Annotated in this window: 19 protein-coding genes; 7 read left to right on the top strand and 12 right to left on the bottom strand. The window is 64.6% G+C overall.

Annotated features, from left to right (window positions below; all coding sequences use genetic code 11):
* Positions 1 to 126: 126 nt before the first annotated feature.
* The gene (purH, locus tag QQM37_RS10610) at positions 127 to 1,746 is read right to left on the bottom strand and encodes a bifunctional phosphoribosylaminoimidazolecarboxamide formyltransferase/IMP cyclohydrolase (protein WP_285727298.1); all 1,620 of its coding nucleotides are present in this window, start codon (positions 1,744 to 1,746) and stop codon (positions 127 to 129) included.
* A 185-nt stretch (positions 1,747 to 1,931) separates the two neighbouring features.
* Here purH and QQM37_RS10605 point away from each other — a divergent pair, with 185 nt between their 5' ends.
* Complete coding sequence (locus QQM37_RS10605) at positions 1,932 to 3,392, top strand: glycoside hydrolase family 3 protein (protein ID WP_285727296.1); 1,461 nt, start codon at positions 1,932 to 1,934, stop codon at positions 3,390 to 3,392.
* On the opposite strand, the gene purN is transcribed toward QQM37_RS10605, so the two are convergent.
* On the bottom strand, positions 3,351 to 3,977 hold the full coding sequence (purN, locus tag QQM37_RS10600; protein ID WP_285727294.1) for a phosphoribosylglycinamide formyltransferase: 627 nt from the start codon (positions 3,975 to 3,977) through the stop codon (positions 3,351 to 3,353). The two genes, QQM37_RS10605 and purN, sit on opposite strands and share 42 nt — an antisense overlap.
* A gap of 334 nt (positions 3,978 to 4,311) precedes the next feature.
* Entirely contained in the window at positions 4,312 to 5,616 is a 1,305-nt protein-coding gene (locus tag QQM37_RS10595) for a cell division protein PerM (protein ID WP_285727292.1), read from the bottom strand.
* A 175-nt stretch (positions 5,617 to 5,791) separates the two neighbouring features.
* Here QQM37_RS10595 and QQM37_RS10590 point away from each other — a divergent pair, with 175 nt between their 5' ends.
* Both QQM37_RS10590 and QQM37_RS10585 read left to right on the top strand, forming a co-directional pair.
* The gene (locus QQM37_RS10590) at positions 5,792 to 6,934 is read left to right on the top strand and encodes a glycosyltransferase family 4 protein (RefSeq protein ID WP_285727332.1); all 1,143 of its coding nucleotides are present in this window, start codon (positions 5,792 to 5,794) and stop codon (positions 6,932 to 6,934) included.
* A gap of 28 nt (positions 6,935 to 6,962) precedes the next feature.
* Complete coding sequence (locus QQM37_RS10585; RefSeq protein WP_285727290.1) at positions 6,963 to 7,376, top strand: DoxX family membrane protein; 414 nt, start codon at positions 6,963 to 6,965, stop codon at positions 7,374 to 7,376.
* Positions 7,377 to 7,379: 3 nt separating this feature from the next.
* On the opposite strand, the gene QQM37_RS10580 is transcribed toward QQM37_RS10585, so the two are convergent.
* Positions 7,380 to 8,090 carry a CE1759 family FMN reductase gene (locus tag QQM37_RS10580; RefSeq protein ID WP_285727287.1) on the bottom strand — a complete coding sequence of 237 codons (711 nt, stop codon included), beginning with the start codon at positions 8,088 to 8,090 and terminating at the stop codon, positions 7,380 to 7,382.
* A gap of 328 nt (positions 8,091 to 8,418) precedes the next feature.
* On the opposite strand from QQM37_RS10580, the gene QQM37_RS10575 reads away from it, so the two are divergent.
* The gene (locus QQM37_RS10575; protein WP_285727285.1) at positions 8,419 to 10,389 is read left to right on the top strand and encodes an APC family permease; all 1,971 of its coding nucleotides are present in this window, start codon (positions 8,419 to 8,421) and stop codon (positions 10,387 to 10,389) included.
* 123 nt (positions 10,390 to 10,512) lie between these two features.
* The gene (locus QQM37_RS10570; protein WP_285727283.1) at positions 10,513 to 11,667 is read left to right on the top strand and encodes a VIT1/CCC1 transporter family protein; all 1,155 of its coding nucleotides are present in this window, start codon (positions 10,513 to 10,515) and stop codon (positions 11,665 to 11,667) included.
* An 11-nt stretch (positions 11,668 to 11,678) separates the two neighbouring features.
* Here the strand turns inward: QQM37_RS10570 and QQM37_RS10565 are convergent, their stop codons facing one another.
* From QQM37_RS10565 to QQM37_RS10550, 4 genes are all read right to left on the bottom strand, one after another.
* Positions 11,679 to 13,445 carry an MFS transporter gene (locus QQM37_RS10565; RefSeq protein ID WP_285727281.1) on the bottom strand — a complete coding sequence of 589 codons (1,767 nt, stop codon included), beginning with the start codon at positions 13,443 to 13,445 and terminating at the stop codon, positions 11,679 to 11,681.
* Positions 13,445 to 13,999, bottom strand: a complete 555-nt coding sequence (locus QQM37_RS10560) for a MarR family winged helix-turn-helix transcriptional regulator (RefSeq protein WP_285727279.1) — start codon at positions 13,997 to 13,999, stop codon at positions 13,445 to 13,447. The genes QQM37_RS10565 and QQM37_RS10560 overlap by 1 nt, the downstream gene beginning before the upstream one ends.
* Before the next feature lie 150 nt (positions 14,000 to 14,149).
* The gene (locus QQM37_RS10555; protein WP_285727277.1) at positions 14,150 to 16,168 is read right to left on the bottom strand and encodes an ABC transporter ATP-binding protein; all 2,019 of its coding nucleotides are present in this window, start codon (positions 16,166 to 16,168) and stop codon (positions 14,150 to 14,152) included.
* Positions 16,165 to 17,898 (bottom strand): ABC transporter ATP-binding protein, encoded by a 1,734-nt coding sequence (locus QQM37_RS10550; protein ID WP_285727275.1) that lies wholly within the window; start codon positions 17,896 to 17,898, stop codon positions 16,165 to 16,167. Before QQM37_RS10550 ends, QQM37_RS10555 begins: the two co-directional genes overlap by 4 nt.
* Positions 17,899 to 18,164: 266 nt before the next feature.
* Between QQM37_RS10550 and QQM37_RS10545 the strand changes: the two genes are divergently transcribed.
* Positions 18,165 to 18,584, top strand: coding sequence for an ArsR/SmtB family transcription factor (locus tag QQM37_RS10545; RefSeq protein ID WP_285727330.1), 420 nt, complete (start codon positions 18,165 to 18,167; stop codon positions 18,582 to 18,584).
* Positions 18,553 to 19,026, top strand: a complete 474-nt coding sequence (locus tag QQM37_RS10540; RefSeq protein ID WP_285727273.1) for an SRPBCC family protein — start codon at positions 18,553 to 18,555, stop codon at positions 19,024 to 19,026. Before QQM37_RS10545 ends, QQM37_RS10540 begins: the two co-directional genes overlap by 32 nt.
* A 77-nt stretch (positions 19,027 to 19,103) precedes the next feature.
* Here the strand turns inward: QQM37_RS10540 and sucD are convergent, their stop codons facing one another.
* The 4 genes from sucD to QQM37_RS10520 form a co-directional block, all read right to left on the bottom strand.
* A complete protein-coding gene (gene sucD, locus QQM37_RS10535; protein ID WP_285727272.1) occupies positions 19,104 to 20,018 on the bottom strand; it encodes a succinate--CoA ligase subunit alpha in 915 nt (304 codons plus the stop codon).
* A gap of 12 nt (positions 20,019 to 20,030) precedes the next feature.
* Positions 20,031 to 21,215, bottom strand: a complete 1,185-nt coding sequence (gene sucC / locus QQM37_RS10530; RefSeq protein WP_285727271.1) for an ADP-forming succinate--CoA ligase subunit beta — start codon at positions 21,213 to 21,215, stop codon at positions 20,031 to 20,033.
* A gap of 239 nt (positions 21,216 to 21,454) precedes the next feature.
* The gene (locus tag QQM37_RS10525) at positions 21,455 to 22,198 is read right to left on the bottom strand and encodes a hypothetical protein (RefSeq protein WP_285727270.1); all 744 of its coding nucleotides are present in this window, start codon (positions 22,196 to 22,198) and stop codon (positions 21,455 to 21,457) included.
* 103 nt (positions 22,199 to 22,301) lie between these two features.
* On the bottom strand, positions 22,302 to 25,241 hold the full coding sequence (locus QQM37_RS10520) for a beta strand repeat-containing protein (RefSeq protein ID WP_285727269.1): 2,940 nt from the start codon (positions 25,239 to 25,241) through the stop codon (positions 22,302 to 22,304).
* Between the last annotated feature and the right edge of the window lie 21 nt (positions 25,242 to 25,262).

The following is a 25,262-nucleotide window of genomic DNA, read 5'->3' as shown; positions in this document are numbered from 1 at the left end:
CCATCCCAGCGTACTCGCTAGCCGGAAGGCACGCGGACGCTAGCCGGATATGTGAACGACGACGGCGCGGTGCCGTCGTCGTTCACATATCCTCAGGCAAACCCCTGGGGCCTCGACTCGGCAGAATCAGTGGAAGAAGTGTCGGGCACCGGTCAGGTACAGCGTCACGCCGGCCGCCTGGGCGGCTTCGATCACCTCGGGATCGCGCTTGGATCCACCCGGCTGAACGACGGCGCGGACGCCCGCGTCGATCAGGATCTGGAGCCCGTCAGCGAACGGGAAGAACGCGTCGGACGCCGCCACGGCCCCGCGTGCCCGCTCCACCGGGTTGCCGGCATCGTCCAGTTCCAGGCTGTTGGCCCGCTCCACCGCAAGCTTGCAGGAATCCACCCGGTTCACCTGGCCCATGCCGATGCCGACCGAGGCGCCGTCCTTGGCGAGCAGAATGGCGTTCGACTTCACGGCGCGGATGGCCCGCCAGGCAAAGAGCAGATCATTCAATGTGGCCTCATCCGCTGCCGGACCGGCCACCAGCTGCCAGTTTGCCGGGTCGTCGCCATCGGCCTCCAGGGTGTCCGTCATCTGCACCAGCATCCCGCCGGAGACCTGACGGAATTCAGCCTCATCGCGCTGGTAACCCTCGGGAAGGGTCAGCAGACGGATGTCCTGGCGCAGCTGGAGTCGCTCCAGCGCCTCCGGCTCAAAGGACGGGGCGATGATGACCTCGGTCAGCACACCCTTGAGGTTGGCGGCCAGGCCAGCCGTGACTGGCCGGTTCACCGCGATCACGCCGCCATAGGCACTGAGCGGATCACAGGCGTGCGCGCGGGCATGCGCCACGGCCACCGGATCGGCATCGTCCGGGCCTGCCGTCGCCACCGCGATGCCGCAGGGATTGGCGTGCTTGATGATCGCCACCGCCGGCTGATCGAAGTCGAAGGCGGCGCGCAGGGCGGCATCGGCGTCCACATAGTTGTTGTAGCTCATCGCCTTGCCATGGAGCTGGTCCGCCTGGGCAATGCCCGCCCCGGCCGCCTTGTCCACGTACAGCGCCGCGGGCTGGTGCGGGTTCTCCCCATAACGGAGCACCTCGGAGCGTTCCAGAGCCAGCCCCAGGTAGGGCGGGAAGGCGGCACCTTCAGCTCCGTCGGCGAACTGGCGGGCCGTCCAGGAAGCAACTGCAGTGTCATAGGCCGCCGTATGGGCGAAGGCTGCCGCCGCGAGTCGCTGACGCTCAGCCAGGCTGAACCCGGAGCCCTGCGCGGCCAGGATGACCTCCGGGTACTGTGCCGGATCCACGACGACGGCCACCGAAGCGTGGTTTTTGGCGGCCGCGCGGACCATGGACGGGCCGCCGATGTCGATCTGCTCCACGACGGCGTCACGGTCGGCCCCGGAGCGCACCGTGTCCACGAAGGGGTAGAGGTTCACCACGACCAGGTCGAAAGCCTCAATCTGCGCGTCCGCGAGCTGCCGGACATGGTCCTCCAGGCGGCGGTCAGCCAGGATGCCAGCATGAATTCGCGGGTGCAGGGTCTTGACGCGCCCATCGAGCATCTCTGCTGAACCGGTGACTTCCTCCACGCGGGTGACCGGAATTCCTGCCTCACGAATCCGCAGGGCGGTGGAACCGGTGGAGACGATGCTGACGCCTGCCGCATGCAGGCCGGTGGCCAGTTCGATCACCCCGGTCTTGTCATAGACGGAGATCAGAGCGCGTCGGATCGGGACGAAATCTACGGACACGATCTGAGTTTCAGCATTCGATTCAGACACAGCACTCTCCGGGGGTGGCCGCGGTACGGTGCCAGAGCAGCGGGACCGCGAAGTGGGTGGATACGCACCCAGTTTAGCGAGGCTGGCAGGGCGGGACACGTCGACGGTGGGAGCAACGCATTGACACCCGTCATGGCGGCACATAGGTTCACCCAATGGATTCAGAGCGCTCAGAGCAGCTTCTCCGGGACGTCAACGCCGTCATCTGGCCAGGATTCCTGGGGACCAGCCTGCCCAGCTGGTTGGCCGAGGCGCTGACTCAGGGGCTGGCCGGCGTCGTCTATTTCAAGCAGAACATCGCCGGCGATGACGCCACTGGCCAACAGCTGGCCGCCCTATCCGCACAGATCACCGGGCTCAACCCGCTGGCTCTGATCGGCGCCGATGAGGAAGGCGGCGACGTCACACGGCTGCAGAGCGGCACCGGTTCGCTGCTGCCGAGTGCCGCGCAGCTGGGCCGACTGGACGATACCGCGCTCACGGAGGCCGCCGGAGCGCAGATCGGGGCGCTGTGCCGGAGCGTCGGAGTGAATCTGGTCCTTGCGCCGGTGGCGGATGTGAACACCAACCCGGCCAATCCGGTGATCGGTGTGCGGTCCTTCGGCGCCAGCACCGAACTGGTGTCCCGACATGCGAGTGCGATGACCGTGGGTATTCGGCGCCAGGGGGTCGCTGCCTGTGCCAAGCACTTCCCGGGGCACGGCGATACCCAAAGCGACTCGCATCACGGGCTGCCGCGCATCGAGCTTCCTCTGGAACAGTTCCGGGCCACGCATCTGGCACCGTTCCTGGCCACGGCGGCCCACGGCGTCCAGGCCATGATGAGTGCCCATCTGGTGATTCCGGCTCTGGGCGAGGAGCCAGCCACCAACAATCCACGGGCAGTTGCGCTGCTGCGTGAGGGCGGGTTCCGCGGTCTGCTGATCAGCGATGCCCTGGATATGGGTGCCATCCGGGCCACCGTGGGCTCAGGTGAGGGTGCGGTCCGGGCGATTCTGGCCGGGCTCGATCTGCTCTGCGTCGGGAACCCGGCCAACTATCCCGGGACGGATCTGGATCGGGCGGATTATCTGGAGGTTCGCAATGCGCTCCTGGCGGCTGTGAGCAGCGGCGTTCTGCCGCTGGAGCGCCTGCGCGAAGCAGGGGAACGGAACCGGGCGCTGGCCCGGGACCTCGCCAACACCCTGGGCACCACCGCGCCCATGCCGCCGCCCTCGGCGGACTGGCCCGGCATTCTGCCGCGCGCATTCAAGGGATCGGCCGCTCTGACTCTGCAAGTGCCGGGCGAGCTGACCGTTCACGATCTGCGGGACGCACACAATATGGCGGTGGACAATCAGGGATCCATTTTTGTCGACGCAGTGGTCGGCGTGCTGGAGTCCACCCGCCCGCTGCGCCGCAATCTCAGAGGCGATGTACCCGATCTGGTGATCGCGAACGAGGTGCGACCCGGGACAGTGCAATGGGAGGCGCTGGCGCGACTGGCTGAACTCAATCCGGCAGCGGTCTGCCTCAACACCGGCCTGAGCCCGACCGCGCCGACGCCGCTGGCGACGGTGACGACCTTCGGCGCCTCACGACTCACCGCGCAGGCCGTCGCCGCCGTCCTGGGCTGACCCGTCCTGGGTTAACCTGTCCTGGGCTGAGGCGAGGTGAGCGAGGGTCTCCAGGAGCAGTTCGCGTTCGGCCACCTTGATCCGCTCGTGCAAGGACGCTTCGTCATCGTGGTCAGACACCTTGACCGCCTGCTGGGCGATAATCGGACCGGTATCCACCCCGGCATCGGCCCACATGATGGTGCAGCCGGTCACTTTGACCCCATAGGCCAAGGCATCCCTGACTCCATGCGCACCCGGGAAAGACGGCAGCAAGGCCGGGTGGGTGTTGAGGTAGCGCTGCGGGTAGGCGGCAATGAACTCTGGGCCGACGATTCGCATGAATCCGGAGGAAACCACATAATCCGGCTGGTAGGACTGCACCACCCGGAGCAGTTCAGCATCCCAGTCAGCCCGGCTGTCAAAGGCGGAGAAGTCCACCACAAAGGTTTCCAGACCGGCGGCGGCGGAGCGTTCGATGCCGTAGGTCCCTGGTCGGTCTGAACCCACCGCGGCGATCTCCACGGGCAGCGCTCCCCGCTGGACCGCATCGATCACAGCCTGAAGATTGGAGCCGGTGCCGGAGACTAAAACGACAATACGCATGAGGACCAGCCTAACGCGGGAGGGCCTCGGCCTGAGCCTGCGAAGGCTGGGAGCGCGTTAGGCGCTAACGCGGGAGGGCCCCGGCCTGAGCCTGCGAAGGCTGGGAGCGCGTTAGGCGCTACCGCGGGAGGGCCCCGGCCTGAGCCTGCGAAGGCTGGGAGCGCGTTAGGCGCTACCGCGGGAGGGCCCCGGCCTGAGCCTGCGAAGGCTGGGAGCGCGTTAGGCGCTACCGCGGGAGGGCCCCGGCCTGAGCCTGCGAAGGCTGGGAGCGCGTTAGGCGCTACCGCGGGAGGGCCCCGGCCTGAGCCTGCGAAGGCTGGGAGCGCGTTAGGCGTTAGTGATCCTCAGTGCTGGAATCCCCGCGGGGAGCTTCCAGCCACGGAGCCGCCGAGTGACCGATCAGCACACCGACGGCCACCTCCGCAGCCAGCCAGGCCGCCGTCGTCAGTGGATCAGGGCCGATCTCGGTCAGCCGTCCGACTCCCACCGAGCCACCCGAGAGCCAGGCCAGGACCCCGCCGATGACGCCCGCAGCGGCTCCGGTGCAGACGGCGAGCGCCAGAGTGGAAAGACCGGTGGCCAGCCAGGATTCGCGCAACCGCAGGTGCAGCCATTCCTCCAGATGATTCTCCCCCTCACGCAGGAACCACCACCCCGCCAGCACCCCGGCCAGCACGGGAATCGCCATCGCAGCCACGCCCCAGCTCAGCTGCCCCACCGGCAGTGCACCCAGCAGCGGGATCGCCGGCACCGGGGCCACCGAAGTGGCCAGCGGGCCCACGGTGGATCCGATGCCCAGGGCAAAGCCGGAACCACTGGACCAGGCCAGCGTCCACACCGCCAGATTCGGCAGGTAGCCCAGCTGAGCAACGGTCAGAGCGGCACCGCCCACCGGACCGGCACGCAGTCCTTCATAAACTGCCACCACCTCGGCCCAGTGCAGGGCCAGATTCACGGCGAATAGCAGACTTGCCAGCCCCAGGGCGATGATGACCGCCACCCCGGCTGACCTCATCACGGCCCAGGCATAGGAACCCGCCCAGCGCGAGGTCTGCCCGGTGCGTGCGATCCAGGCTGCCCGGTCGAAGCCGACCAGCCTGCCCCAGCTCCCCGCTTCCCTCCGCGCCCCGAAGACCAGTCCGAGGCCCACCGGAATCAGCGGAACCAGCGACGCCGCCACCAGCGATGCCGAGACCTGGGGTGTTTTGCACAGGTAACCGGTGGCCAGGCCCAGGGCAGCGTAGACCACGGCAGTCCCCAGCAGAGCCTGCCACAGCTGATCGGTATAGGAGGCCCTGGCCAGCCGACGACCGGCACGCAGGGCCAATACGAAGGGGATCACCGTGAAGGCCAAGGGGATGAGGGTGAGCATTCCGGTGCGGGTCGCCCCGGAGGATGCCCCGTCCAGAAAGGTCAGTTGTAGCGGAACGCCATGGATCAACAACCAGGCCTGACCACCGAGTCGAGCGGTGGCGTCAAGGCTCGGGCTGCCGAAGCCGCCGGTGAAGTAGACGGCAGCCAGCGGCATCACAGCCAGTAGCGCGGTCAGCACGCCCAACTGGATCGCTTCCCAGACTCCCTGAAGCCATAAAGGCATGGGAAGGCCACGCTGGCCATCCTGTGCACGGGTGAGTTTCATCGTCCCCCATGGTGTCATGTCAGCCGGAAGCAGCCATGCGGCCTCGCCGCAGACGGCCGGATCCGCCTCGGTGGGCCCGTCCACCGGACCGCGGCCACGCGTTGTTCACCTGAACTTCGGCGACACGACACCGGGCGGCATCCGGCCATCAACGCGGCAGGCGGATGCTGGAAGCGTGAGGATCGCAATTTTCGCCGAATCGTTTTTGCCGAATATGAATGGCGTCACCCACTCCCTGCTGAAAGTGCTGGAGCATCTGAAGTCCCGCGGGGATCAGGCGCTCGTCATCGCGCCCTCCAGCACGGATCCGCTGGCCCCCCGCTCTGTGCACGGCACCCCGATCCTGCGGGTTCCGGCGCTGCCCATGGCCGGGTATACGGACCTGCGGGTGGCCTTCGGCTGGCTTCACCGGATCAAACGGATTCTGATCGATTTTGCCCCGGACGTCGTTCACCTCGCCTCCCCCTTTGAGCTCGGCTGGCGTGCCGTGCGGGCGGCAGAGCAGCTCGGTATCCCGAGCGTCGCCATCTATCAGACCGAGGTCCCCTCCTACGCGGCGCGCTACGGTGTGCCTTTCCTGGAAAACTGGGCCTGGAACCGGGTGGAGAACATCCACATGCTCGCCCATCGCACGCTGGCGCCATCCAGCTTTGCCCTCAATCAGCTCCGGGGGCACGGGATTCCGCGGGTGCAGTTGTGGCGACGCGGCGTGGACACCGTACGTTTCCATCCGACCAAGCGCAATGGCGTACTACGCCGGGCCGCGCAAGCCGAGGGCCGGACGCTGATCGGCTATGTGGGGCGGCTGGCTGCCGAAAAGCAGGTGGAGGACCTGGCCGTGTTGGCTGATCTGCCGGGGACGCGGCTTGTCATCATCGGCGACGGCCCGCTGCGAGCCCAGCTGGAGGCTCAGCTCCCCCAGGCGTACTTCGCCGGGTTCCTGGGCGGCGAGGAATTGGCACACGCCATGGCGGACTTCGATCTCTTTGTCCACCCCGGCGAATTCGAAACCTTCTGCCAGACCATCCAGGAGGCGATGGCCTCAGGCGTTCCGGTGGTCGCGACGGGCCGCGGCGGCCCGCTGGATCTGGTGGACAATTCACGCACGGGCTGGCTGTACACGCCCGGGAATCTCGCCGAGCTCCGAGCCTATGTCCAGGATCTGGCGGGCGATGACGCCAAGCGCGCCGCCTTTGCCCATGCCGCCCATGCCTCGGTTCAGGGGCGCACCTGGACGGCGGTCTGTGGCCAGCTCATCGAGCATTACCAGGAAGTCACCCGGAAAGGTGCCCTTGGCCGCGAGTCGATGAAACGGTAGGTTCGCAGTATCTACTGAAAGGAAGACCATGGCACCCCGACTCAGCCACCTGGCCCTTCGACTCGCCAGCGGCGCCTTCATCCTGAACTCCGGTGCGGGCAAGCTCTCGCTGGATGAGGCCAGTGCGGAACATCTGCAGCAGCTGGCACTCAATGCCTTCCCTCAGCTGAAGTCCCTGGAACCGGAGCGCTTTGGCCGCTATCTCAGCTATGCCGAGCTGGGCGTGGGCTCGGCCCTGCTGCTGCCGTTCATTCCGAGCCGACTGGCCGGGCTGGCGCTGACCGGCTTTGCCTCCGGCATGGTGTACCTGTATCTCAAGACCCCGGGCCTGACCAAGCCGGATGGCATTCGCCCCACAGCGGCGGGAACCGCCATGGCCAAGGACTTCTGGCTGTTGGCCATCGGCCTGGCGTTGCTGCTGGACCGGGGCAAGCGGAAATAACACTCAGGCGGTGGCCTGCAGCCCGTTGGACAGCCGCTCCGTGGCCTGGCGCCGCGCGGGAGGTTGCTCCACGGGCTCCGCCGCTGCCGCAGGCAGCGCGAGCAGTGCCCTCGGGCTGCGGACCGGTCGGTGCGCCATCGCCTGGGCGAATTCCTGAGCACCGCGGACGACCCGTTGACTCAGCTCCGAATCGAGCTCAGACTGGCCGTGGGAGCTGGCCGCCCAGTCGCTGGCCGCCCAGTCATCCGGACCGGCATAGATACCGGTCGGCGTAATGGCGGCGCGCAGGTAACTGAACAAGGGTCGCAGCGCGTGGTCAAGCACCAGGGAGTGCCGCATGGAACCACCGGTGGCTCCCAGCAGCACCGGCACGTCGTGCAGCGAGACCGGGTCGATCAGGTCAAAGAAGGACTTGAACAAGCCGCTGTAGGAAGCGGAATACACCGGGGTCACCACGATCAGGCCGTCGGCCTGCTCTACGGCACGCAAGGCGTCCCGCAAGGCTGAGGCTGCCGTCCCGCTGACCAGATACTGAGCGATGTCGACCGCGAGATCGCGCAGTTCCACGACGGTCAGTCGCGCAGCCACCCCACGCTCCGCGGCGGCCACCGAGGCCGCTGCCGCCATCTGATCGGCCAGCAGGCGGCTGGACGAGGGCGCCCCGAGCCCTGCCGAGATCACCACGATGGATCGTTCCGTTGCCAACCCGCTCACTTCCACACCTTCATTCATCAAGATACGTTTGCATCTATCTATCCAACGGTATGCAATCGCTGAATATTCCGGCCTCCCGGGGATGGGGCTACTCCTCCAGGACGTGGATAGCTGTGTCAGGGTTCGGGACGCGCGACGACGGGCTCGGCATCTACTGGAGCCTTTCGATTCAAAGCAGAGCATTTCACTCAGCTTCAGTCAGTTATCTGTGATGTGTACGTGTCCCTCCCCCAGCACCATAAAGATTTCGTCAAAATCCACCTGAGGGGGGAATCCCGGATGCTAGAGTCCAGTGGCTGGCCGCAGACCAGTCACCGAAAGGAATATCGTGACCTCCTTGTCCAGAGCGCCGTTCGAGCCAGGCTCACGGCCCAAGGCACGCGGGCTCGAAGCCTTCAAAATTTGGCTTCTTGAAGGCATGCCCCAGCCTTCCGGTAAGCCCAGCAGGCGTCACGAAGAAGCGGAAAAGCCGCAGTCCTGGTGGCGCGTCATGTGTCTCACCGGCCTGGACTACTTCTCCACCCTGGGCTACCAGCCAGCCATCGCGGCACTCGCTGCGGGCGTCCTGGCCCCGCTGGCGACCATCGTGCTGGTAGCCGTGACACTCCTGGGCGCACTGCCGGTCTATCGGCGGGTGGCCAGGGAAAGCCCGCGCGGCGAAGGGTCCATCGCCATGCTGGAGCGTCTGTTCCCCCGTTGGTGGGGCAAGTTGTTCGTGCTCGCACTGCTCGGATTTGCAGCGACCGACTTCATGATCACCATTACTCTCTCCGCCGCAGATGCTGCAGCACACGTGGTGGAAAACCCCTTCACTCCCGGCTTTCTGCATGGCCAGAACCTGCTGATCACCCTGGTGCTGGTCGCTCTGCTCGGCGCCGTGTTCCTGCGCGGGTTCAAAGAGGCTATGGGAGTGGCACTGGTGCTGGTCTCCGTATACCTGATGCTCAACGCCGTGGTGGTGTTCGCCGCCCTCGTCGAGGCGTTCCACAGCTCCGTTCAGGTCAACGACTGGTGGATGGCGCTGACCACCCAGCACGGGAACCCGATCATGCTGGTGGCCGTCGCGCTGCTGGTCTTCCCCAAACTGGCCCTGGGCCTCTCCGGCTTCGAAACCGGCGTGGCGGTCATGCCGCAGATCAAGGGCGATCCCAGTGACACACCGGAGAACCCGACCGGCCGGATCCGTGGCGCCCACCGCCTCATGACCACCGCCGCCCTGATCATGAGCACCTTCCTGATCACCTCCAGCATCGCCACCACCATCCTGATCCCGGCCCAGGAATTCCAGTCCGGTGGCAAGGCGGACGGCCGTGCACTGGCCTACCTGGCCCATGGCCTGATGGGCGACGGATTCGGCACGGCCTACGATCTGAGCACCATCGCCATCCTATGGTTCGCCGGAGCCTCCGCCATGGCGGGTCTGCTCAATCTGGTGCCGCGCTACCTGCCGCGCTTCGGCATGGCACCGGCCTGGGCGCGGGCTCTGCGTCCGCTAGTGCTGGTGTTCATCGCCATCGCCTTCCTGATCACGCTGATCTTCGATGCCGACGTCAACGCCCAGGGTGGCGCCTACGCCACTGGCGTGCTGGTGCTGATCACCTCGGCGGCGGTGGCGGTCACGATCTCCTGCCGCCGGAAAAAGCAGAAGGGACGGATGATCGCCTTCGCCGCCATCTCCGTGGTCTTCCTGTACACCACGGTTGCCAACTCCATTGAGCGCCCGGATGGTCTGCGCATTGCAGCACTGTTCATCCTGGGCATCCTGGTGGTCAGCCTGCTCAGTCGGGTGCGACGCTCCTTTGAATTGCGCTCCACGCACATCCGACTCGATGACGCCGCACTGGAGATGGTGGCCGCTACCGAGGATGGTCCGCTGCGGATCATCGCCCACGACCCGCGCAGGACGAGCGCCTCCGCCTACCGTCACAAGGTCCGCCAGGTGGCCTCGGTGAACCAGTTGCCCGATCCGGACCAGGTGATGTTCATCGAGGTCAGCGTGGACGATTCCTCGGACTTTGAGCAGGCGCTGACGGTAGTGGGCGTGCGTCGGCATGGTTACAAGATTCTCAGTGTGCACAGCAACAACGTGCCCAACACCATTGCTGCGGTGCTGCTGCATCTGCGCGATGCGACGGGGCTGATGCCGCATGTGTACTTCCGGTGGACCGAGGGCAATCCGGTCACCAATATGCTCAAATTTCTGTTCACCGGTGAAGGTGAGATCGCGCCGGTGACCCGGGAGGTGCTCCGCGAGGCGGAGCCTGACCTGGAACACCGGCCCTGGGTCCACGTCGGCTGAGTCGACGGCGGAGGTAGCTCCAACGACGGCCGCGGTTGAGGCATACCGAAGCGGAGAACCGAGGGGTGCCAGCCGAAAAACCGTGAAAAATCCGGATACAGTGAGGCGAACCCAAGGAGAATGATGCCTTCCGCCACGCCCTCAGACCCTTCATCGACACCCTCCGGAGCCCAGCCAGATTCTGCCCCACCGAGTGCTGCACAGATCAAGCGATGGCAGGGCTACCTGGCCGATGAACGCGCCGAGGCCGCCGTGTACCGGGCACTGGCCGAGCGTCGCAGTGGCGAGGAACGCGAGATTCTGCTGGCCCTCGCGGAGGCGGAAGGTCGCCACGAGCATCACTGGCTCGCTCTTCTCGGCCCGCACGCCAGCACTACCCGCAAGGCCTCCCTCAACAACCGCTTGCTGGGATTCTTTGCCCGGAACTTCGGCTCGGTCTTCGTTCTCGCTCTGGCCCAGCGCGCCGAGTCCCGCTCCCCCTACGCCACAGACAGTGATGCCACCGAGACGATGGCCGCCGATGAGGCCATTCACGAAGAGGTGATCCGCGCACTGGCCACCCGCGGCCGCAACCGGCTCTCCGGGACCTTCCGGGCTGCCGTCTTCGGAGCCAACGATGGTCTGGTGAGCAACCTCTCGCTGCTGATGGGCATGGCTGGTGCCGGGGCTGGCTCGCACACGATGCTACTGGCCGGCATCGCCGGGTTATTGGCCGGAGCCCTCTCGATGGGCGCCGGTGAATACGTTTCGGTACGCTCGCAGCGCGAGTTGCTCACCGCCACCCTGCCGACCCAGATCACGCTCTCCGCCGCGAAGGCGCTGGACCTGAATGCCAACGAACTGGTGCTGGTGTACCGGGCACGGGGCATGAGTCTGGCAGATGCCGAACACCGGGCGGCCGAACGTCTGGGCCTCTACGACTGCGATTGCGATTGCGACCCGAGCCTGTCCTTCAATCCCACTTCCCCGGCCGATGGCGAGGCAGACGCCCACGAGACAGTCGGCACAGCTTTCGGCGCAGCGGCCTCAAGCTTCTGCTTCTTTGCCTCCGGAGCCGTCATCCCGGTGCTGCCCTTCATCATCGGCCTCTCCGGGTGGCTGGCCGTAGGCATTGCCATCGCTCTGGTCGGGCTCGCCCTGGTGGGGACCGGCGCCATCGTGGGCCTGCTCTCCGGCACCCCACCCCTGGCTCGTGGAGTGCGGCAGCTGGTCATCGGCCTGGGTGCGGCGGCCGTGACCTATCTGCTGGGGCTGGCTTTCGGTACCGTCACCGGCTGAGCGTCTGGCACTCAGCCTTCGGCGACGTGGCGTCCACGTTTTGGCGCAGCCGCGAGGTGCGTTGGTGCGGCCTGCGCCTCCGTCACCAGTGGCAGGCCCGAGGTGGCCGGGGCACTCACCGTATCCTCAGCAAGCAGCTGCGCGAATTCGCGGTCAAGGTCGCTGCTGGCAAGATCACTACTGGAAACCTCAGAACCTACGCCGGCCGTCCGGACCGGTGTCACCACGGGCTCCTTAAGGTCGATCGTGCGGCGCAGGGCCTGTTCCTTGATGAACAGCACCGAGATTAACGCCACCACTGCGATCACTGCAGCGACCATAAAAATCAACGCCGTCGCATCCCCATAGGCTGCCCGGATCACATCGCGCACGGGGGCGGGCAGGTCGTTCAGGTCCAGACTGGCACTGGAGGAGCCGGGTTTCTGATGGATGCCGAGCTGAGCGAGCCCCTCGGTGGACAGCGTAGTGACCCGATTGCCCAGCACAGCACCGAGCACCGAGACGCCGATGGCACCGCCGAAGGTCCGGAAGAATGCCACCGAGGAGCTCGCCGAACCGATGTCCTGTGCCCGGACGGTGTTCTGGACGGCCAGCACCAGGTTCTGCATCAGTAGCCCCAGGCCGAGGCCGAGCGTCAGGGTGTAGACCCCCACCAGGAACAGGTCCGTGGTGTGATTGATGGTTCCGGTCAGGCCAAGGCCGCCAATCAGCAGCACCGAGCCGATGATCAGGAAGATCTTCCAGCGTCCGAAGCGGCTGATCAACTGACCGGAGACCACCGAGCCGATCAGGTTGCCGGCGATCATCGGCAAGGTCAGCAGGCCGGCTTCGGTGGGTGTGGCTGCCCGGGCAAGCTGGAAATACTGGCCCAGGAACGTCGAGGAGCCGAACATGGCGATGCCCACGGCAACCGAGGCGAGAATGGCCAGGGCGGTGGTCCGCGTGGCCACGATCTTGAGCGGAATGATCGGCTGGGAGACCTTGGATTCCACCAGGATCATGACCGCCAGCAAAACAACCCCGGAGCCCACCAGCGCCACGGTCTGCCAGGACCACCAGTCGTAGTATTCAGGGTTTCCGGCAAAGGAGACCCAGATCAGCAGGATCGAGACACCGGAGACCAGCAGCAGTGCACCGAGCCAGTCGATGGTGGCGTGACGGCGAACATGGCTGATCTTGAGGGTCTTCTGCAGCAGAATCAGGGCGACGATGGCCAGCGGAACGCAGAGGTAGAAGGTCCAGCGCCAGCCCAGCGGGCTGTCCACAATGAGCCCACCCAACAGCGGGCCACCGGCCGTAGCCACGGCCATCGTTGCACCCATGTACCCGGAATAACGCCCACGGTCACGCGGGGGGATCATACTGCCGATGATCGCCATCGCCAGAGCGGTCAGACCGCCCATGGCAACGCCCTGCAACACCCGAGCGGTCAACAGCAGAGGAATATTCTGGCTCAGCCCGGCCGAGACCGAACCGATCACAAAGACCACGATGTTCAGCTGAATCAGGAGCTTCTTATTGAACAGGTCCGCCAGCTTGCCCCAGATCGGCACCGTAGCTGCGTTGGCCAGCAGTGCCGCCGTGATGACCCAGGCAAAATCGGTCTGCGTCCCCTTGAGATCGCTCATAATGGTGGGCAGGGCATTGGCCACGATGGTGGAGCTCAGGATCGCGGTGAAGAGCGCGGCCAGGAGGCCCGTGAGTGCCTCCAGAATCTGTCGATGCGTCATCACCGATGAATCGGTGGGCGTGACTGCCGGAACGGCCTGGTGTGCCATTACTTCATTCCTTCTTCATTCCCCGCGGGCGAGGTGGTAAAAATGGCGGAGTCGCTGTGCGCGCCCGCCTTGTCTGCTCCGGGCGTCCTCGACCGGAATGAATTCTCCAAAGTGGTCACCAACTTGTCCAGGAGGGCGACGGCGGACTCCGCCTCGGACTCCTCCCAACCCTCCAGGGCTTCACGGACCAGCGCAGCCTGGCGATTCCTGGCTTCCTGAACGGCCCCGCGCCCCCGGGCGGAGAGCGTCAGCCGTTGGGCCCTGCGGTCCCCCGGATCGGTATGGCGCTCAATCAGCCCACGCTCCTGCAGTTCCGCCAGGTGCCTGCTGAGCACCGAGGCGCTGAGCCCCAGCCGGGCCGCAATTTCGGTGGCCCTGATGCCCTCAGAGCCCTGCATGGTCTGCAGCACACCCTGAAGCGCCAGCCCCTGCTCACCGCTGAGTCCGCGGGCGTGAGCGATGCAGCGCCCCAGTCGCTGGATCGCCAGGACTCCATCCACGAAACGCTCTGCGGTGGAGGTCTCAATGCTTCCCACGGTGGCGATCTGCGCCATGACACCCCTCAGTAATTGTTTGCCGTCAGCAACTATACTTCAACAACATGCTTAAGACAACTAATTATTCCCGAAACCTTCGGTGACACACCAGAGGCGGTGACCCCAGGGAGGGGCCACCGCCTCTGCGGGGACTGTGCTGACAGGAACTTACACGCCGACGCGATCTCTCGCGCCCTGCTGGTCCTCCTCGGGCTCTCCCCCGGCAAACTGGGACATGTAGAGCCGGTAATACGGGCCCTGCCGCTCCAGCAGCTCGTGGTGATTGCCCTGCTCCACGATTCGTCCCGCCTCCATCACCAGAATGGTGTCGGCATCCCGGATGGTCGAAAGGCGGTGGGCGATCACGAAGCTCGTCCGGTCGGTCCGCAGAGCAGCCATCGCCTTCTGCACCAGGACCTCGGTGCGGGTATCCACCGAGCTCGTCGCCTCATCCAGAATCAGCAGAGAAGGGTTGGCCACAAAAGCCCGGGCAATGGTGATCAGCTGCATCTCGCCAGCGCTGACATTCTCGCCGTTGTCATCCAGGACGGTCTGGTAACCATCCGGCAGAGCCCGGACAAACCGATCAACGTAGGTGGCCTTGGCGGCCGCCATGATCTGTTCCTCCGTGGCGTCCAGATTTCCGTACTGGATGTTCTCGTAGATCGTCCCGCCAAAGAGCCAGGCATCCTGAAGCACCATGCCCACCTTGGAGCGCAGCTCCGCCCGGCTGATCTGCGTGATGTCCACACCATCCAGAGTGATCCGCCCCGAGTTGAGCTCATAGAAGCGCATCACCAGATTGACCAGGGTGGTCTTTCCGGCGCCGGTCGGACCCACGATGGCGACGGTGGCCCCCGGGCGCGCGGCAAAGGACAGATCCTCGATGAGCGGCTTGTCCTCAACATAGCTGAAGGTCACATGCTCGAACTCAACGTGCCCGTCGGTCCTGGCCGGCAGCGTCTCCACCGCAGTCTCCGGATCCTGCTCCTCAGCATCCAGGAATTCAAACACTCGCTCCGCCGAGGCGACGCCGGACTGGAGCATATTGGCCATGCCCGCCATCTGGGTCAGCGGCTGATTGAACTCACGGGAATACTGGATGAAGGCCGTCGCATCGCCGAGCGTCATCTGGCCTGAGGCGACCCGCAGCCCACCGACCACGGCGATCCCCACATAGCTGAGGTAGTTCACAAATTGCATGATCGGCATCATCATGCCGGAGACGAACTGCGCCCCGAACGCCGAGCGGTACAGGCTTTCATTGCGCTCATCGAAGCGCTCCAGCATGTCCTGTTCACGACCGAACAGGGTGACCAAGGTATGCCCGGAGAACGATTCCTCGATCTGGCCATTGAGTGCCCCCGTGCTCTTCCACTGCGCAGCGAAGAGCTTCTGGCTGCGGGCGCCAATCATGGCGACCACGATCCCGGAGAGCGGGATGGCGACCAGCGCGATCAGCGCGAGCTCCCAGGACACCACGAACATCATGATGGTGAACCCGACCAACAACAGGGCGGAACTGACCAGCTGGGAGAAGGCTTGCTGGAGTCCTTGCTGGACGTTGTCCACATCATTGGTCACCCGGGAGAGCACGTCTCCTCGCTGACCCGTGTCGAAGTAGCTCAACGGCAACCGGTTGAGCTTGGCTTCCACATCGGCACGGAGCTTACGGATGGCCCGCATCACCACCGTATTCAGCAGGAATCCCTGGAACCAGTTGAAGACGGAGGCGATGAAATAGATGGAGAGCGTCACGATGATCAGGAAGGAGAGCCTGTTGAAGTCGATACCGTGACCGGGCACCACGTTGGAGGCAGCCAGCATGTTCGCGAAGTCGGTCTGCCCGGCCGCCCGCGCGCCATCGATCACCTGCTCCTTGGTCGCCCCAGACGGCAGCCCCTTGCCGATCACACCATCAAAGATCACGTTCATCGCCTGACCCAGAATCTTAGGGCCGATGACGGTGAGCACCACGGACACGGCAACCGCGGCAAAGATCAGCACCAGGGCCAGCCACTCGTGACGCAGCAGCCCGATCAGGCGCTTCGCGGAGGGCCAGAAAGCCTTGGCTTTCTTGGCCGGGGCACCGCCGAACATGTCCCCATCCATCTCGGTGGGTTTGAACTCCTCTTCCTCGAAGTCATCGTCGTTCACGACCTCGGGGGTTGCTTCAGTCTTACTCATGCGACTTCCTCCGCACTGATCTGCGAGGCGACAATCTCCTGATAGGTGGTCGAGGATTCGAGTAGTTCCTCGTGGGTTCCACGATCGACGATCTCGCCGTTGTCCAGGACCAGAATCTGATCTGCCTCCACGATGGTGGCGACTCGCTGGGCCACGATGATCACCGTGGCGTTGGCAGTTTTGGCCTTGAGCGCTCTCCGCAGACGTGCATCCGTGGTGACGTCGAGTGCGGAGAAAGAATCGTCAAAGAGGTACACCTTGGGCTCGGTGACCAGCGTGCGGGCAATGCACAGCCGCTGCCGCTGACCGCCCGAGACGTTGGTGCCGCCCTGGGCGACCCTCGAATCCAGACCACGGCTCTTTTCCCGGACGAAATCCGCTCCCTGAGCCACGGTCAGGGCATCCCACAACACCTCGTCCCCTGCATCCGGGCGGCCAAACCGCAGATTGGAGGCGATGGTTCCGGAGAACAGATACGGTTTCTGCGGCACCATGGAGACCCGGGACGTGATGGCCTGCCTGCTCAGTTCGGTGACCGGGACGCCATCCAGGAGCACCTCCCCCGCACCAGCGTCATACAGGCGCGGCAGCAGCGAAAGCAACGTACTCTTTCCCACACCCGTCGGACCGATGATCGCCACGGTCTCCCCGGGCCGGGCGGTGAACGAAATATTTTTGAGCACCGGCGACTCAGCACCCGGGTAAGCGAAGGTCACGTTGCGGTACTCCACGATGCCCTCCATCGCGGCTGGCTCCACTGGCTTCTCCGGCAGGTGAAGGCTCGGCTCAACATCCAGAACCTCACCGATACGCTCCGCACAGACCACGGCACGGGGAATCATCATGGCCATAAAGGTGCCCATCATCACCGCAGTCAGGATCTGCAACAGGTACTGCAGGAATGCGGTGAGCGAGCCCACCTGCATCTGGCCCAGATCGACGCGCTGCCCACCGAACCACAGCACAGCGGAGGTCGCCAGGTGCAGGATCATGGTGATCAGCGGGAACATCAGGACGAAGATGTAGCCGACGCGCATCGAGACCTTGGTCAGGTCTTCATTGGCGGCATCGAAGCGCTTGGTCTCGTAGGGTTCGCGGACAAAGGCCCGGACCACCCGGATGCCAACAATCTGCTCACGCAGCACACCGTTGATTTTGTCGATCTTGCCCTGCATGGACTTGAACAGTGGCATCAGCAACCAGACGAGATATCCCACCACGGCCACCAGCAAGGGCACCGAAACCCAGACCAGCCAGGAGAGGGCCAGATCTTCGCGGAGCGCCATGATGATGCCGCCGATGCACATGATGGGCGTCATGACCATGAAGTTCAGGCCCATCAGCAAGACCATCTGAACCTGCTGAACGTCATTCGTCCCGCGGGTGATCAGGGTGGGCGCGCCGAACTTGCCCAGTTCCTGGGCGGAAAAGCTGGTGACCTTACGGAAGACGCTGCGGCGCAGATCGCGACCGACCGCCATCGAGGCCTTGGACCCGTAGTAGACCCCGGCCACGGCCGCAGCTACCTGGACCAGGGCGACGATGAGCATCACGCCACCGACGTTCCAGATGTAGCCGGTGTCCGCTTTGGCCACCCCCTGGTCAATGATCTGGGCATTGAGGCTCGGCAGATAGAGCGCAGCGATGGTCGCTACGAGTTGGAACACCAGAACGGCAAGGATATACGGGATATATCGCTTGCCGTACCGGCGGAGAAGTTTGATAAGCATGGTGACCTCACGCAGTCAGCGAAATGCTCGTGACATTTCACAGGATGGGTGCAAACGGGTGCTGGGGAGACAAAAGACAGCGTACCTCTGGCCACTGACAGTGTGTCAGCCCCGGTTCGCTCACAGCGCAGCCACATCTCCACAGCCTGACCACTGTAGACCGCCAACCCCTTGACAGGCATCAGCCATAAGGCTGAAGATGTAATCAATCATCTGATTGATCAATTATTTAATTGATCACAAAAGATGCTCGGGAGATGAGGCAGATGAACGAGGAAGCAGAGCTGGATACCGCTTTTGCGGCACTTGCTGACCCGGTCCGCAGATCGCTGATCGCCCGGCTCAGTCGCGGACCGGCGACAGTCAATGAGCTGGCCGAGCCCTTCAGGATCACCAAACAGGCGGTCTCCAAACACATCCAGGTTCTGCAGTCCGCGGGGCTGGTCACCCGGTCACGGGACGCCCAACGCCGACCCGTGCACCTGAATCCGGCCCGGCTGGAGACTCTGACCGCCTGGCTGGATCAGTACCGCCTGACCAAAGAACGCCAGTTCCGGGAGCTGGACGCAACGTTGCATGCTCTCTCCACCCACGGCCTCCCTGACAAGGGGACGGCGCACCAACCCACCACAACAGCACGGAAAGAGGAAGATCATGACCAATCCGCTCGTCCTCAGCGTCCCTGAGGGCCAACCCTTCATGAGTTATGAGCGTGAATTCGGCTTCCCCGTCGAAGCCGTCTTCGCCGCCCATCAGAACCCTGATCTGCTCAAGCACTGGCTGGGCCCGAACGGCCTCTCGCTGGAAGTCGACGACTATGACTTCCGCAGCGGCGGCCACTATGCCTACGCCAACCTCGATGCCGAAGGCAACCGCTATGACTTCCGCGGCAGCTTCCACACCATCCGGGAGAACGAGCTCGTGATTCAAACCTTCGAGTATCTCGGCTTCCCCGACATCGTCGCCCTGGAGTCCGTCAGTTTCGAAAGGCTCGATGGCGGCCGATGCCGACTCCACGGGCGCTCGGTGTTCCCGGACCAGGGTTCACGCGACGGTTTCGTCGAGTCCGGCATGGAACACGGCATCCGTGAAGGCTACGAGCGCCTCGACCAGATGCTTGCCTCCTGACAACAGTCGCCCGGATAACGACATCGGCCGCCCGTTCCCAGTGGGAGCGGGCGGCCGATGGATTTTCAGCGATAGTGTCAGCCGGGGTAGACCTCGCGCAGCAGTCGCGCAGCCTCAGACGGGGTCTTGCCGACCTTTACGCCGGCAGCCTCCAGGGCTTCCTTCTTGGCCTGTGCGGTACCGGCGGAGCCGGAGACGATGGCGCCGGCATGACCCATGGTCTTGCCTTCCGGTGCGGTGAAGCCCGCCACGTAGCCGACGACCGGCTTGGTCACGTGCGCCTTGATGAACTCCGCGGCCCGCTCCTCGGCGTCGCCGCCGATCTCGCCGATCATGACGATCGCCTTGGTCTCCGGATCAGCCTCGAAAGCGGCCAGAGCGTCAATGTGGGTCGTGCCGATCACCGGGTCGCCACCGATGCCGATGGCGGTGGAGAAGCCCAGGTCGCGCAGTTCGTACATCATCTGGTAGGTCAGGGTGCCGGACTTGGAAACCAGGCCTACACCGCCCTTGCCCGTGATGTTGTTCGGGGTGATGCCGACCAGCGATTCGCCAGGGGTGATGATTCCGGGGCAGTTCGGGCCGATGATGCGGGTGATCTGCTTGCCGTCGGCATCGACCTTCGACTGTGCGAGCGCCCAGAACTCGGCCGAGTCCTGAACCGGCACGCCTTCGGTGATGATGACGACCAGGCCGATGCCGGCTTCGATCGCCTCGACCACGGCATCCTTGGTGAACGCCGGGGGCACGAAGATGATGGAGACATCCGCGCCGGTCTTTTCCATGGCCTCAGCCACGCCGCCGAAGACGGGCAGCTCCACCGGGTTACCGGCGGCATCCGTGTGGCTGACAGTGGTGCCTGCCTTGCGGGCGTTCACACCACCGACCACCTGAGTGCCGGCCTTGAGCATGAGCGCGGTGTGCTTGGTACCTTCGCCGCCGGTGATGCCCTGGACGATGACCTTGGAATCTTTGTTGAGGTAGATAGACATTGTCGTAAGCCCTTACTTCGCAGCGTTCGCCGAGTTGGAGTTGGCCAGCTCAGCGGCCTTGTCAGCACCGGAGTCCATGGTGTCCGCCTGAGTGACCAGCGGGTGGTTGGCTTCGGCCAGAATGCGGCGGCCTTCCTCCACGTTGTTGCCGTCAAGGCGCACGACGAGCGGCTTGTTCGCCTCATCACCGAGGATTTCCAGCGCCTTGACGATGCCGTTGGCGACAGCGTCACAGGCGGTGATCCCGCCGAAGACGTTGACGAAGACGCTCTTCACCTGGCTGTCATTGAGAATGACGTCGAGGCCGGCGGCCATCACCTCAGCCGAGGCGCCACCTCCGATGTCCAGGAAGTTCGCGGGCTTGACGTTGCCGTGGTTTTCGCCGGCGTAGGCGACCACGTCGAGCGTGCTCATCACGAGACCTGCACCGTTACCGATGATGCCGACCTCGCCATCGAGCTTGACGTAGTTGAGGTCATGCTCCTTGGCCTTGGCCTCCAGCGGATCGGCGGCAGCCTTGTCCTCAAGGGCCTCGTGCTCCGGGTGACGGAATGCGGCGTTCTCGTCCAGGGAGACCTTGCCGTCCAGAGCCAGGATGCGCCCATCGCCGGTCTTGACCAGAGGGTTCACCTCCACCAGCGTCGCGTCCTCACCGGTGAAGACGTCCCAGAGCTTGAGGATGGTCTCGATGACGCCTTCGCGAACATCCGCGGCAAAGCCTGCGGTATCCACGATTTCCTCAGCCTTGGCACGGTCGATGCCGACGGCCGGGTTAATGGCGACCTTGGCGAGAGCCTCGGGGCGCTCCACGGCCAGTTGCTCGATCTCCATACCGCCCTCCACCGAGCACATGGCCAGGTAGTTGCGGTTGGCCCGGTCAAGCAGAACGGAGAAGTAGTACTCCTCCGCAATGTCCGCGCCCTGAGCGATCATCACGCGGTGCACGGTGTGGCCCTTGATGTCCATCCCCAGGATGTCCTGGGCATAGGTGAAGGCTTCGTCTGCGGTCTTGGCGACTTTGACACCGCCCGCCTTGCCACGGCCACCGACCTTGACCTGCGCCTTGACGACGGTCACGCCGCCGATCTGCGCAGCAGCTTCTCTGGCTTCTTCCGGTGTCGTCGCCACGATGCCTGCCAACACGGGGACACCGTGTGCTTCAAACAGGTCGCGCGCCTGGTATTCAAACAGGTCCACGGGCTCAAGTCCTTCTACGTCGAAGTAGTTTGGGATGCAGAACAGAAGTATCTCTTCTGCAACTGCAGGACACCGGCCCGGGCCACAGCCCTCAAGTCCATCCAGGACCTTCCAGCGCCCCACAGGGAACTCTAGTGCAGCGGTGTATTCCGCCGCTCCCAGAGTACCCGTTTAGTGAGTAAGCCCACATTTAGGACAAGATATGGCGCGAATCCTTCCCTGAGACCGGCCCGGAGCGGTCAATGGCTGGGTGTGGGACTGCCCGCAGATGAGCCCGTAGATGAGCCCGTGGGTCGCTGCCCGGGCCCGAAAAGTTGGTAGCTGGTCTTGTTGACGAAGAAGCCGACGCCCTGCGCCAGATTTGCGCAGGCCACCCCGCCATCCAGTGAGGCGCAACGATAGCCCTGAGCCTCCAGAGCGGCCCCGTCCGCCAGAGCCGGCAGCGAAGCGATCAGCTTCTTGGTGCTGCTGCTATCGTCACCGGACGCTTCCATGCCGTTCAGACCTGCCCGGCAGGAACCGTACACCACCGCTTCCGGCGAGAGCAGAACGGCGCCGCCGCGATAGCCGATGCCGGTCTTCGCACAGTCGGAGGCTGCGTCCTGCGGTTGCGGGTCCGGGTAGGCCGCCAGCTCACAACTCACCACCGGGACCACCGGGAAGGGCTGATTGGCGGTATTGCCATAGTCATTGGGCTCCAGCGGCGTGTTCAGATGGCCTCCCCTGGAGGTCGTCATAACACAGGCCACATCGCGCCCCGGCACCACAAAGGCGTTCACGCCTGCACTACTGGTCTGTGCCGCCGTCGAGGTGGGCTGGACCAGGCTCGCCGCCTTGATCCGGGCCAGATAGGACGCCGGGGAGCTGGCAGGACTGAGCCGCGGGTCCGGATCAATCACCGTGAAGCAGCCGGAACAGAGGGTGGCCACCGCAATGGCCAGGGCGACGGCCAGCAGCACCCTTGGCTTTTTGCTCCATTTCATGGATCAAGCTTGCCGCATCAGCCCGGATTCGCTCAACATCCACTCACCATCCGTTCACCCGGCACCTGTCTGCCGAAGACGCGGGCCGCACCCGGGTGCAGGCTCAGTGACGTCGACGCAGTCGGGCGACCGTCAGAAGCGCCAGCCCAGCGGCAAGGAGCAGACCGACCGTCCACAGTAGCGGTGCGATCGAGGCGATGCCGGTCTCCGCTAGTACCGGGCTACCGTCGGCGACCACAGGGTTCACCGTCACCCCGGCGGGGGCGAGAACACTGGGTGCCCGGGGGTTGAGCACGGGAGGCGCCGCTGCAATGCTCAGTGGCACGGTCAGCCTGGCGGTGGATCCGTAGGCATCCGTCACGACCACCTGGAAGGTGTAGTCCCCCGCCGTGGTGGGTGTTCCGGTGAGTGTGCCATTCGCCGCAAGGTTCAGCCCTGCGGGTAGCCCGACGCCGGTCAGAGCCACCACAATCGAGGTGCCAGAGCCGCCCTGAGGGACTGCCTGCTGACTGAAGGTATACGGGCCGGTACCACCCTGGATGTTCAGCTGGCCATGGTAGGCAGTCCCCACCTGTCCGGCCGGCAGCGAGCCGATCTGGCTGAGCGCCGCGGAAGGCACCGTGAGGGTGTAGTCCTGGCTGGCCGTCTGGCCGTCGTCGGAGGTCACCGTGACCGTGAAACTGAAGGCTCCCACCATCGTGGCGGTCCCAGTAATCTCGCCGGTGGCGGCATTCAGACTCAGACCCGTGGGCAGGTGCCCCGTGCTGATGGAATAGCCGTACGGAGCCACCCCTCCCTGTGCTGCCAGGGTGGCGGTATAGGCAGCACCGGGCATCGGAGCCGGTAGCATCGCAGGGCCGATCGTCAGCGGTGCCGGTACCACCACCAGAAGGTACGGCAAAGAGGTTCCCGCATAGGGCCCGGGTGCCAGGCTGCTGTCAGTGACGCCCAGAATGAAGGAAAAGAGCCCCCAGGTGGTGGGCGTGCCACTGATCAGGCCGGAATCGCTGAGCGTCAGTCCCGCGGGCAGGCTGCCCTGCTGCACCGCGAAGTGCCAAGGCCCCAGGCCACCGCTAGCCTGCAGTTGCTGAGAATAGGGGTTTCCCACCTGGGCTGCGGGGATCGTGGGTGGAGTGAGGGTGAATTGGGGCGGGTCGACAAACACGGTAGCGTTGCCATCTCCCGTGCTGCCAAAGGCATCCGTAGCCCGCACGATGATGGGGAAGACTCCGGCGGCCGTGGGAGTCCCGGAGATCTGCCCGCTCGGGTCCATGCTCAGACCTGGCGGAAGAGTGCCGGAGCTAACGCTCAGCGTGTAGGGCCCAGCACCACCGGTGACGGAAAATTCCTGACCCAGCTGTGGGTACGGAACCTGCACCCATCCCAGCGGGCTGATCAGAGAGATCACCACAATCTGCGGCGCGAGCACCGTCACCGAATACGCCGTGTTCGCTGACATCCCATAGGCGTCTGTCGCCTGAACCACGAAGGTGAAGGTGCCTGGACTGTGGGTTGTCCCGGAGATGACACCGGTGGAGCCGTCCAGCGCCAGCCCCGTCGGAAGCGCACCCGAGGTCACGGCGTAGGTGTAGGGCGCGATGCCGCCACCGGAGACTGCCAGGGCCTGACTGTACGGCTGGTCATAGACCGGAGCCGGCAGGGTGGGCGGAGTCAGCGTCAGGGTGGGGCTGGCCACTGTGCCGGTGTAGTTCCGCTGAACGCTGAAGCCATTGGTGTCGGTGGAGGTGACGCTGAAGGAGTAGCTTCTGCTATGGGTGGGGGTGCCTGAAAGAATTCCGGCGCCCGTCAAGGTCAGGCCTGCCGGTAGCGGCCCATTGGAAAACACATAGGTGTACGGCGCCGCGCCACCGCTGGTGGTCAAGGTCTGGCTGAATGCTGCCCCGTACGTCATGGGCATAAGTGTTGTGGGGGTGATGGCCAGCGTAGGTGCCGCAATGGTGACGGTATAAATGGTGGTCACGCTGAACGGCGCTCCGGTGCCCGTGCTGCTGTCCGTTGATTTCGCAGCAAAGGTTGCCGACCCGGCAGCGGTGGGCGTTCCGCTGATGCCCGATGCCGTCACCACCAGCCCAGCGGGCAAGTTACCGCTGAGCAGCGTCAGACTGGAGGCGTATAGCGCAGTGCCACCGGTGGCGGTGAAGCTGAAGGAAAACGGCGTGCCTGCCACGCCGGAGAAGACACCGGTGGGCGGCAGCATGGTCAGGGTCGGAGCATTCACGGTCAGCGGGAGCGCCTTGCTACCGATGGCGGACAGGGTGTCCGTGGCCGTGATCGTCGGAGCGAAGGCTCCTGCTGCGGTGGGAGTACCGCTGATCACGCCAGCGGAGCTCAGTGTCAGGCCCGCAGGGAGCGATCCGCCACTCAGGGTGTAGCTATACGGAGCGGTACCTCCGCTCGCGATGACCGTCGCAGAGTATGCGACGCCTACCTGCGCCGGCGGAAGGCTGGCCGTCGTGATGCTGACCGGAACCACGGGCGCGGGGTCGACAGTTCCGAGGTTGGTGGTCAGCGTGCCGCTGGCATGCACCCCAGCGCCAGGGCTTGCCGTCGAGAACACCACCACCCAGGTCTGGTCAGGGAAAGCCGGCAATCCTGAATTGTTGTAGCCGGTGTTCATGGTCACACCGGTGCTGCCCGCAGGGACATTCTTAGCCAGAATGTAGCAATTCGCTCCTGGAGCGAAATCCAGAAATGCCCCCTGATACAGGGTCGCTGTGACTGCAACATCGGTCTTCAGCGCGAACGCCAGGGAGATATTTCCGACGCCGTGCGTCTGAAAGGTGATGGCCTGGTAATACTGGTTTGCCGCACCTGCTGCACAACTCCCGGGAGCAGGCAGCTGTGCCTGCGGCGAGGAAGTGGTGATGGTGACGTTGAGAGTGCTTGAGGTCGCCGCAGCAGCCGGTGAAATACCGGCTCCGAAAACGGCCAGGCCGATCAGTGAAACAGCGGAAATGATCCTCATCAGGCTACGACGCAGAGCCATGGTCTTCCCCCCGGAAGTAATGATGTGACGAGGCATAGCGTACGCCCTGTCAAGGAA

The organism is Psychromicrobium xiongbiense (assembly GCF_030271165.1).
Classification (GTDB): Bacteria; Actinomycetota; Actinomycetes; order Actinomycetales; family Micrococcaceae; genus Renibacterium; species Renibacterium xiongbiense.
The sequence above is the reverse complement of the archived record's forward strand: the minus strand, read 5'-3'. Positions and strand labels throughout refer to the sequence as shown.

Coding starts and splice junctions, on each gene's coding strand:
- QQM37_RS10560 (WP_285727279.1), bottom strand. CDS start 13,999: ATGGCGCAGATCGCCACCGTGGGAAGCATTGAGACCTCCACCGCAGAG.
- QQM37_RS10595 (WP_285727292.1), bottom strand. CDS start 5,616: ATGAAACTCACCCGTGCACAGGATGGCCAGCGTGGCCTTCCCATGCCT.
- QQM37_RS10585 (WP_285727290.1), top strand. CDS start 6,963: ATGGCACCCCGACTCAGCCACCTGGCCCTTCGACTCGCCAGCGGCGCC.
- sucD (WP_285727272.1), bottom strand. CDS start 20,018: ATGTCTATCTACCTCAACAAAGATTCCAAGGTCATCGTCCAGGGCATC.
- QQM37_RS10550 (WP_285727275.1), bottom strand. CDS start 17,898: ATGCTTATCAAACTTCTCCGCCGGTACGGCAAGCGATATATCCCGTAT.
- QQM37_RS10570 (WP_285727283.1), top strand. CDS start 10,513: ATGCCTTCCGCCACGCCCTCAGACCCTTCATCGACACCCTCCGGAGCC.
- purN (WP_285727294.1), bottom strand. CDS start 3,977: ATGCGTATTGTCGTTTTAGTCTCCGGCACCGGCTCCAATCTTCAGGCT.
- QQM37_RS10525 (WP_285727270.1), bottom strand. CDS start 22,198: ATGAAATGGAGCAAAAAGCCAAGGGTGCTGCTGGCCGTCGCCCTGGCC.
- QQM37_RS10540 (WP_285727273.1), top strand. CDS start 18,553: ATGACCAATCCGCTCGTCCTCAGCGTCCCTGAGGGCCAACCCTTCATG.
- QQM37_RS10545 (WP_285727330.1), top strand. CDS start 18,165: ATGAACGAGGAAGCAGAGCTGGATACCGCTTTTGCGGCACTTGCTGAC.
- QQM37_RS10605 (WP_285727296.1), top strand. CDS start 1,932: ATGGATTCAGAGCGCTCAGAGCAGCTTCTCCGGGACGTCAACGCCGTC.
- QQM37_RS10555 (WP_285727277.1), bottom strand. CDS start 16,168: ATGAGTAAGACTGAAGCAACCCCCGAGGTCGTGAACGACGATGACTTC.
- QQM37_RS10565 (WP_285727281.1), bottom strand. CDS start 13,445: ATGGCACACCAGGCCGTTCCGGCAGTCACGCCCACCGATTCATCGGTG.
- QQM37_RS10520 (WP_285727269.1), bottom strand. CDS start 25,241: ATGCCTCGTCACATCATTACTTCCGGGGGGAAGACCATGGCTCTGCGT.